6 protein-coding genes, 2 pseudogenes and 1 other annotated feature are annotated in these 9,722 nt (G+C 38.7%); of the genes and pseudogenes, 5 read left to right on the top strand and 3 right to left on the bottom strand.

Features of this window, described 5'->3' with window-relative positions; translation table 11 throughout:
* Both ACFSR0_RS08425 and ACFSR0_RS08420 read left to right on the top strand, forming a co-directional pair.
* Positions 1-417, top strand: a pseudogene (locus ACFSR0_RS08425) (IS30 family transposase); the annotation flags it as partial.
* 263 nt (positions 418-680) lie between these two features.
* Entirely contained in the window at positions 681-1,361 is a 681-nt protein-coding gene (locus tag ACFSR0_RS08420) for an aldose epimerase family protein (RefSeq protein ID WP_379981805.1), read from the top strand.
* Between the two features lie 285 nt (positions 1,362-1,646).
* Here the strand turns inward: ACFSR0_RS08420 and add are convergent, their stop codons facing one another.
* On the bottom strand, positions 1,647-2,660 hold the full coding sequence (gene add / locus ACFSR0_RS08415; protein ID WP_379981803.1) for an adenosine deaminase: 1,014 nt from the start codon (positions 2,658-2,660) through the stop codon (positions 1,647-1,649).
* Positions 2,661-2,888: 228 nt separating this feature from the next.
* Complete coding sequence (gene gap / locus ACFSR0_RS08410; protein ID WP_379981801.1) at positions 2,889-3,905, bottom strand: type I glyceraldehyde-3-phosphate dehydrogenase; 1,017 nt, start codon at positions 3,903-3,905, stop codon at positions 2,889-2,891.
* A 233-nt stretch (positions 3,906-4,138) separates the two neighbouring features.
* Positions 4,139-4,370 (top strand) — a binding site (T-box leader).
* An 85-nt stretch (positions 4,371-4,455) separates the two neighbouring features.
* On the opposite strand from gap, the gene ACFSR0_RS08405 reads away from it, so the two are divergent.
* Together ACFSR0_RS08405 and pepT are read left to right on the top strand one after the other, a co-directional pair.
* The gene (locus tag ACFSR0_RS08405; protein WP_379981799.1) at positions 4,456-6,096 is read left to right on the top strand and encodes a peptide ABC transporter substrate-binding protein; all 1,641 of its coding nucleotides are present in this window, start codon (positions 4,456-4,458) and stop codon (positions 6,094-6,096) included.
* A gap of 35 nt (positions 6,097-6,131) precedes the next feature.
* On the top strand, positions 6,132-7,361 hold the full coding sequence (pepT, locus tag ACFSR0_RS08400) for a peptidase T (protein WP_379981797.1): 1,230 nt from the start codon (positions 6,132-6,134) through the stop codon (positions 7,359-7,361).
* Between the two features lie 506 nt (positions 7,362-7,867).
* Here pepT and ACFSR0_RS08395 read toward each other — a convergent pair.
* Positions 7,868-8,943, bottom strand: a pseudogene (locus tag ACFSR0_RS08395) (IS30 family transposase).
* A gap of 371 nt (positions 8,944-9,314) precedes the next feature.
* Here ACFSR0_RS08395 and ACFSR0_RS08385 point away from each other — a divergent pair.
* Positions 9,315-9,722: IS607 family transposase (locus ACFSR0_RS08385; protein ID WP_379981791.1), on the top strand; the 408-nt coding region annotated here is incomplete at its 3' end.

Genomic DNA, 9,722 nt, shown 5'->3' with positions numbered 1-9,722 from the left:
TGGGAAGTTGATTTGGTCTTAGGGAAGAAAACAAAAAATGAGCCCGTCATCATCACGATGGTTGAACGAAAAACGCGCTACTTTCTCACAAAAAAAGTTTGGGGAAAAAGCGCCGCATTGGTTCAAAAAGGTGTACTTGATTTAATGAAAAAACAAGGGCTAGAACAATTCAAGACGCTAACCACGGATAACGGATCTGAATTTTCCACGCTATCTCTTATCGAAGAAAGCTCCTCGGGTGTTCAGGTATTCTTTACCCATGCGTACGCCTCTTAGGAAAAAGGCACAAATGAAAGACATAATCGTATGCTCCGGGAATTTATCCCGAAGGGTGTCACTCTGAGTCCCTTGTCCTACTCGCACTTACACGCAATAACCGATACAATCAACAACAGACCAAGAAAAATAATGGGCTAAGCAACACCCGCAGAACAACTTCAGGAAGAACTGGCAAAATTAAAAACCGCTTAAGGTGGTTCGTTGGTTCCATAAGGTAAAAGAATCGGTTGGCTGAGTCAAGAGCCGCTTCGCTTCTTCTCTTGACCCAACCAACCGATTCTTTTGAATCAGAACCACCAACAATCCACCAAAAAAATGGTAAGAGGCATCTTACTGCCAGACAAGGGTTAAACCGTTGGTAACACTGGATTATTGAGTAATTCGCTGTCTATAAAGGTTTTTTGATTTTTTATGCATTTGATATTGCAATTAAACATGAAAGTCCAGATATGGAAAGTGGGTATCCTGGAAACTTACAGGTGAAGGTTCATTACATCTTAACCAATGAAAACGAATGGCGCATTCACTACGAAGCGAAAAGTGACCAAGAGACTTTGTTTAATCCGACCAACCACGCCTATTTTTATACTGGGTTGTCCCAGTCTGATGCCAAACAAGCGGTCCGGTTAGCCATTAAGGCAGATCAATATACGCCCATTCGCAAAGATGGGATACCGCTAGGAACGGCATCGGTGGAAGGCACGGCTTTTGATTTTAGGCAACCAGAAGGTTGCTTATTGGCGGAGCACTTGGCCAGTCAGAATGAACAAATTCGGTTAGTCAATGGACTTGATCATGGATTTGTCTTTCCACAATCCCATTCAGAAACATCTGTGGCGTGGTTACGTACACCAAATTATCAATTGACGGTGTCTACCGATCGGCCAAGTATGGTGGTGTATACCTATAATATTGGTGATTCCCATGTTTCGATGGACCAAGTGGACTTGGCGGAGCATGATGTGATTGCCTTTGAGACACAAGTGTTGCCAGATGCCATTCATCAACCAAGTTTTGGCTCAGTCGTTTTGAAAAAGGATGAATGGTTCACATCAACCACAACGTATCAAATTTCCAAGTAAGTGTATCTAGTGGTATCAATTTATAGTAAAGGCTCACACTTCATAGGAAAAAACGATGCGTACAAATACCTATATCTACTGATACCCCAATGATATTTAGTCGTTTTTGATCTTTTTTACCTATCCTTAAAAAATGATTGAAAGCACTTATGAAGAAAAAACATTCTACAGTGATTCGTTGGAACAGTAGCTTTTGTATTAGTATAGTAGCATTTTTAAGTGTAATCTAAATGACTCAAAAGTAAGCAGGACTATTCCTTCTTACTTTTGAGTCATTTTCAAGTTTTATTCGTTTGTATAACGGTCAATTGCAGCTAAATAGGTTTGTTTGTCTTCTTCTGAAATCCACGCAATTTCAAAAGAATTTTTGGCAAGTTGGATGATTTGTTCTTTTGATAAATGGTATTTTGTTGCCAAAGCATACATATCATCTGCAATATAGCTTTGGAAATAAGCTGGATCATCAGAATTGACGGTGACTTTCACCCCTTGATTTAATAATTCAACAATTTCCTTCCCTTTCATATCATCAACCACAAATCCATTTGAGACAGGACAAGTTGTTAAGCCAATTGAATGTTCGTTCACATAATCCACTAATTCTTGATTTTCAACAATATTGGTGCCATGATCAATGCGATCAACCTGGATATCTTCAATCACTTGACGAATATGTTCAATGGAATTTTCTTGATCAATGTCACAATGCATTGTTCGTTTCAGACCATTTTGCTGTGCTGTCTGAAATACGGCAGCAAATTTACTTGGTGGATTTCCCTTTTCATCGGAATCCAAACCTACACCAATAAACTTATCCTTATAAGGCAATGCTTCAGCTAAGGTTTGTTCTGCAGATTCGGCACTCATATCTCGCAAGAAGCAAAGAATCAAAGCAGCACTAATGCCATAGTTTTCCCCTTCCTGAACACCTCGATAATACCCATTAATGATAGTTTCAAAAGGAATTCCTCTTGACGTATGGGCTTGAGGATCAAAGAAGAGCTCAGCATGTTTGACACCTTGTTGTTGGGCTTTTTTTAGATAAGCAATGGTCAATTCATAAAAATCTTCTTCCGTCTGTAAAACATTCATTGCGGGATAATAAACATTCAAGAAAGAAGGAAGTGAATCGAATTTGTAGGATTCTGTGACTTCTTCAATGGTTGTCTGACCAATATCGATCCCGTTTTTTTGCGCGAGTTTCAGTTTTAGGTCTGGCTCTAGAGTCCCTTCTAAATGCAAATGCAATTCTGCTTTAGGCAATCCTTTGATGAAATCCAATGAAACAGCTGTTGTCATTTTCTTATCTCCTTTATTCGTTAATAAAACAAATATAGCACGGTTTGAATTGAAATCAATAGAATTAGATTGAAATAACGAAATATTATAAATTAAATAAAGGTAACATACGTGTTTTTAGAGAAATTTATAGCTAGATTATTATTTTTGCACAAAAAGAACCTCCTGATCGCCTAGATAAAAAGCAAGACAGGAGGAAAAAACGGAAATCGATTCGTTTAGATGAAGTTATTCATTTTGATTCGCAAATTTTTCTAATAAGCGAATCATTTGGCATGTAAAACCAAACTCATTGTCATACCAAGCAACAGTTTTTACTAATTGGAAATCGCCAGCAGTGGTAATTTCTGTTTGCGTTGGGTCAAAGATGGAACCAAATGTAGTACCGATGACATCTGTTGAGACAATTTCTCGATCATCATACCCAAAAGAAGGATTATCAATTGTATGCTTTTTGATTGCTTCATTAACTTCATCCGCCGTTACCTTTGTTTTTAGGATTGAAACGAGCTCTGTTAATGATCCATCAACTACGGGCACACGTTGGGCATGACCTTGTAATTTGCCATTTAATTCAGGAATAACTAAACCAATTGCTTTGGCTGCTCCGGTTGAATGCGGAATCGTATTATCGGCTGCAGAACGAGCAGCACGCAAATTACCACCTCGAACAGGACCATCTAAGAGCATTTGGGTAGAGGTATAGGCGTGAACCGTAGTCATGGTACCTACTTCAATCCCAAATTCATTATTTAAAAAATAAGCCATTGGAGCTAAACAGTTCGTTGTACATGAACCAGCAGAAATAATTTTGTCACTAGGGGTTAATGTATCATCGTTAACATTATAAACAATCGTTTTCATATTGCCAGCGGGTGCGGAGATAACGACACGCTTTACGCCAGCTTTTAAATGAGCGCTAGCTTTTTCTTCTGAAGTGTAGAAGCCTGTACATTCCAAAACGATATCTACACCGTCATTTTCAACCCAAGGTAATTTACTTGCATCTGCCTCAGCATAAACTCGAGTTTCTTTGCCATCTATTAGAATACCATTATCAGAAGCGGTGACTAAACCTGGATACGTGCCATGTGTTGAGTCGAACTGTAACAAATGTGCTAAAACAGTGGGGCTAGTTAAATCATTGATTGCTACAACTTCGATATCATCTGATACTTGTTTGATGCGACGAAATGCTAAACGACCAATCCGACCAAAGCCATTGATTCCTACTTTTACTGTCATGGTAAAACTTCCTTTCTTGTAAAGCTGATTTTTTGTTTCCAGTATAATGATAGTTACAAACAATGAAAATGTAAACTTATAGCTCTTGGGTGACTCAGAAACAATGCTCACAAGAAATGACCAAAGAACCTGTTTTAGACATTCATCATTTGAAACTGGCAGATTAGTTGACCAAGAAAAGGTTTCTTGACAAATGACCTTTAGCCATGATTTAATAGCTCTATAATCAATAGTGAAAGACATCGAAAAGGAAAGTACTTTTTTTGAAATGGCATAGAGAGTCTCTGTTTGGTGAAAGGAGATGCACGAAAAAAAAGGAAAATGGCCTTGGAGTCACTTCTCTGACTAATTAAGAGAATTCGGGGACGCCCGTTATAGCGTCACAGTATGTTTGTACTGGAGTGAGTTCTTCTTTGAGAAGATAAAGTAAGGTGGTACCGCGAAGTGAAAGCTTTCGTCCTTTTAAGGATGGAGGCTTTTTTATTTTACTCAAACGAAGGCTGACCGAGAAGTCATCTGATTATGAAAAGAAGATAAGGGGGAAATATTAGTGAAGAAAATTTTGTCATTCGGGTTGATTATTGGATGTATCGCGTTATTAGGAGGCTGTTATAGTTCGAAAACCAAAAGTGGGACATCCTCAACCAGCTCAGAGAAAGTGAAACAGGAAATTGCTATCAGTTTACCTACACAGCTCTCAACGTTGGATACAACGCAAACAACGGATAAAAATACGTTTACCATTGCCCAGCATTTATTTGAGGGACTGTATCGTTTTGATGATAATAGCAAGCCTATTCCTGGATTAGCGCAATCAGTTGATGTTAGTGAAGATGGGAAGACCTATACATTTAGATTGCGAGATAATTTAAAATGGAGTAATGGAACCGCCTTGACGGCCAATGATTTTGTCTTTGCATGGAAGCGACTTGTTGATCCGAAAACCCAAGGACCGAATGCTTATTTACTCGATAGCGTGGTGAATAGCTACGATGTTCGTACGGAAGCTAAACCAGTGAGTGATTTAGGAATTTCTGCACCAGATGAGCAAACCTTTGTTGTGAAATTGGCTCAAGCACAACCGTCATTTCTTTCCGTTGTGTCAATAGCTTGGTTGGCACCACAAAACGAAGCCTATGTTAAAGAGCAAGGTGAGGACTATGGAAAAACAAGTGCAAATTTGATTTATAGTGGTCCATTTGCATTGAAGGATTGGGATCAAACTGGTGATGAATGGACATTGGTAAAGAACAAAGAATACTATGATGCCAAAGAAGTCAAATTGACAACCATTCATGGTAGTACAGTCAAAGAAGAGAACACGGGGATTAATTTGTATCAAAGTGGTGAGTTAGACTTAACACGTATTAGTGGACAGTACGTGCAACAATATAGAGATGAAAAAGGGTTTATTTCACATAATGATGTTGCAAATTATTTCTTAGATTTTAACAAAAAAACGGGTACGGCCTTAGCAAATGTTCATTTGCGTAAAGCAATTGCGCTCGCAATCGACAAAACTTCGCTCGCCAATGATGTCTTAAACGATGGCTCAAAAGCATTAAATGGCCTGATTCCGGCAAATTTATATGCTAATCCGGATACGAAAGAAGATTTTCGAAAATATAGTGGTTCATACAATACGTATGACCTGACCGCAGCGAAGAAGGAATGGCAAGAAGCCCAAGCTGATCTTGGCGACAGTGTGAAGGTAGAGTTACTCGTATCTGATGATGATAATGGTAAGAAAATTTCAGAATACATTCAATCTCAGTTACAAGAAAATTTGTCTGGTTTAACAATCAAGATTACCCCACAACCAAAAAATAATTTGAATCAAGCACGTCGGGACAAAAATTATGAGTTATCTCTATCTGGATGGATTGCTGGAAGCAGTGACTTGGATTCTTATTTCAATCTCTACAAAACAGGTTCGGCCTATAATTACGGAGCTTATGATAATAGTGATTACACCTCCCTTGTTGAAAAAGCACGGACGACAGATGCGAACGATCCAGACAAACAATTTGCTGATTATAAGGAAGCGGAAACGATTTTGCTGAAAGAGGATGCAGCACAAGTACCATTGTATCAAAGTGCCTCAAATTACTTGATTAATCCAAAAATTAAGGGAATTGCGTATCACTTATATGGAGACTATTTCAATTTAAGAGGAGCTTATGTAGAATAAGAGTATCTGAAAAATGGAAGGAAGTTCAACAGCTTATGGTACATTCAATCACGGAACGGTTTATCCGCTATGCAAAACTAAATACACGTTCGGATGCGTCCTCACATACCGTACCAACAACGAAAGGGCAAATTGCTTTCGCTGAATTATTGGTCCAAGAATTGCCTGAATTTGGAGTGGAAATGATTACGCACAATCGGGAAAATGGTTTTGTAACTGCAGTCTTAAAAGGAAATCCTGATAAAACTGCAGTTGGCTTTATTGCCCATTTAGATACTGCTGATTTTGCCAGTGAGAACATTCAGCCACAAATTCATGAAAATTATGATGGACAAGATGTTGTTTTAAATGAAGAGAACGGGATAATAATGACGGTGCAGGAGTTTCCCAATCTAAAAGACTACCTTGGACAAACATTGATTACAACAGATGGACGAACGTTATTAGGTGCCGACGACAAGGCAGGAATTGTTGAAATTTTGCATATGCTTGAACTGGTCAAACAATGGCCGAAAGAAAAGCACGGCGATATTTGGGTTGCATTTGGACCAGATGAAGAGATTGGACGCGGGGCGGACTTATTTGATGCAGAGCATTTTCCAGTAGCTTATGCGTATACGATCGATAGCGGACGCTTGGGTCATCTGGAATATGAAACCTTCAATGCTGCTGAAGCAAAAATCATCATTGAAGGTACGAGTGTTCATCCGGGAACAGCTTATGGTCGTTTGGTGAATGCCCTAAAATTGGCGGAAGAAATTGACCATAAATTACCGCCTGAAGATGTCCCTGAACGGACGAGGGAACGAGAAGGGTTTTACTTGTTGAATCAAGTGACGGGTACAATTGGGCATGCCGAGATGACTTATATTATTCGGGACCACGATTATGATTTGTTTGAGGCGCGCAAACAGGCTTTGTATACAATCATCGAGGAAGTGAATGCAACGTTAGATCGTCCAAGGATTATGATTACCATGCACGATCAATATTTTAATATGCGAGATATCATTGACAAGGATCCACGATCGGTTGAGATTGGTCTGGCTGCGATCCGTGCAGTAGGCTTGGAACCCATTGTTGCTCCTTTCCGAGGCGGAACGGATGGTTCGAAAATTTCTTATAAAGGGATTCCAACACCCAATATTTTTACTGGTGGTGAAAACTTCCATGGACAATACGAATTTGTGACGGAAGAAGCGATGCTCAAAGTGAGTGAAACATTGGCAAAAATTGTGGAATTGAGTGGAGAATTGGAAAAATAGCAGGTCTTGTTTTCTGTACAGTTGAATGTTTTTTTAATAGTGAAAGTAAACTGTTCATTTTAAATGAGTAAGCCAACTAATTCCAATGATGTGCCAAGAATACGATGGTTAAAAGAATGAAAAAAATTGATTTTGGTGTTAAATAGTATATAGTTTAAAAAGGATTCCATGAACGCTCTATAAGAGCGTTCATGGAATCCTTTTTTTAGACGAAAGAGAAATCTTGATATCCCCAAATAATCTAGTTCAGACTATGTCCAAGCAATTGACGATTGTTATATGCTAAAAATTCCGTTGGAAAGAAGCTAGTATAGAAAAAATGGCGCTTATTTTTCAATTCTTGCAATGACAAATTGCAAGTACAAGTTAACCACCTAGAGAAATAAAGCATGTTATTGATAAAGCTTCGTGCTGATTGACATTGAGCGTGGTGTGTTAGCCTGAACTGGACAGGCCGGCTCATGCCAGGCTTCCCAGACAGTGAACACACCGCGAGAGGCTCGATGTCAATCAGCTAATAGACTAGCGGTTTCGTCAAGGAAAGCTTGCCTTGGTGTTTTATAGCCTAAGACTTTCCTTGGTAATTGATTCATCCAATTTTCAATACGTTTCATATGCATACGAGAGACGTGGCGCATCGTGCTCCCTTTCGGGATAAAGCGCCGAATCAACCCATTGTGTCTTTCGTTGGTTCCACGTTCCCATGAAGAATAAGAGTGCGTAAAATAGACATCAACAATGTCGTCAAGACACGCGGATAATGTTGAGAATTCAACGCCATTATCAGAAGTAATTGGTTTAACTATATCCTTAAAGAACTGTCCAAATTGCTCTTGAAGATTCTCAATGCCAGATTGAACCGCCAAGGCATTTTTCCCTTCAATTTTTTGAATGATTTCAAACCGTGTTTTTCGTTCAGTCAACGTTAGCAGTACTTGATCTTGTCCAGATTTCAACCCAACGACAGTGTCGATTTTCCAGTGGCCAAACGTTTCTCTAGCAGTCACACAGTCTGGGCGTAAATCAATTGAATTACCTAGAAACGTCTTGTTCTTTCTAATCTTTGTTGATTTCGTTTTTCTTCGTACTTTCAAGACAAGATCAATGTTTTGAGTTTCCATAAATCCTTTGTCAATCCAGTTATACAAGGTCTTTGTGCAAGGAATTCTTTTTTCTGGAAACAAGTTCGCTACTTTCGCAGTGCCAACCACACTATCTGGTGATTGATGCAATCGTAAAATTTGCTCATCTGCATAGGCAATGAAGTCAGTTGACTCGACCCAAAGGTAGGTTCTGCCAGAATTCAATCGCGCAGTATCCTAAGCTTTTTGCCCAACTTCAGGAGAATAGTCCGTCTTGCGGTAATCAATTGTTTTGTGCCATGTATTTGACGTTGTTTGATGACATCGTCAGTTCCATCTTTGATTTCATTATGGATCGTTTGAGGAGCTCGCCCCAACTCTTTCGTGATTGTTCGATTGGACAGGCCCAATTTGTTCTTCAAATAAGCGATAAATTGTCGTTCATCAAATGATAGGTGTTTTCCTTTTCGTGATTGTGTGGCATGTTCAGTATGCGTCAAAGCGAAAATCTCCTTATTGATTGTGTTGGAACTTCAACAATACACGATGTTTCGCTATGGCGTTTTTTTATTGCCTAAAAGTGGCTAAGTTCATCTTACAATGAACCGAAATTAAAAAAAGTAGTCAAAAAGAAAGTGATGCTAATAATTAGGTATCGCTTTCTTTTTCATTTGGTTAGAGCAGTTTTCACGTACGCTTTTTTCACGCCTGTGCTAAAATGAGGGTGTTAAGATTGGTCGTAAGCAAGTAGGAAAAAATGAGCGAAAGAATAGGTATGGAGGGTAGCAACAGCTAATCATAATGTGTAAATATCTATAAAAATATCATTTAAAACATCAATATGTGGTATAATCATTTTGAGGTGAAGATTATGACTATGTATTCGATAGGTGAATTTGGAAAACAGATAGGTGTAACACCACAAACGTTGAGAAATTGGGATAAAAGAGGAGAATTAAAGCCCGCTCATGTTTCTCAAGGAGGTACTCGTTATTATTCTGAAGAACAACGAAATCAATTCTTAGGAATCGCTGGGAGAAAGAAACCAAAACGAATAACCATCGGTTATTGTAGAGTCAGTTCAAACAAGCAAAAAGACGATTTAGAACGTCAAATTGAGAACGTTAAGACTTACATGATTGCACGAGGATATCAATTTGACATTATTCAAGATGTTGGTAGTGGAATTAATTACAATAAAAAAGGATTAAGTCAGTTAATAGACAAAATTACCAATGGCGAAATAGACAAGGTAGTTATTCTATACAAAGACCGTTTC

Origin of the sequence: Enterococcus camelliae (assembly GCF_042685105.1) — a bacterium.
In the GTDB taxonomy this organism is placed as follows: Bacteria; Bacillota; Bacilli; order Lactobacillales; family Enterococcaceae; genus Enterococcus_G; species Enterococcus_G camelliae.
The sequence above is the reverse complement of the archived record's forward strand: the minus strand, read 5'-3'. Positions and strand labels throughout refer to the sequence as shown.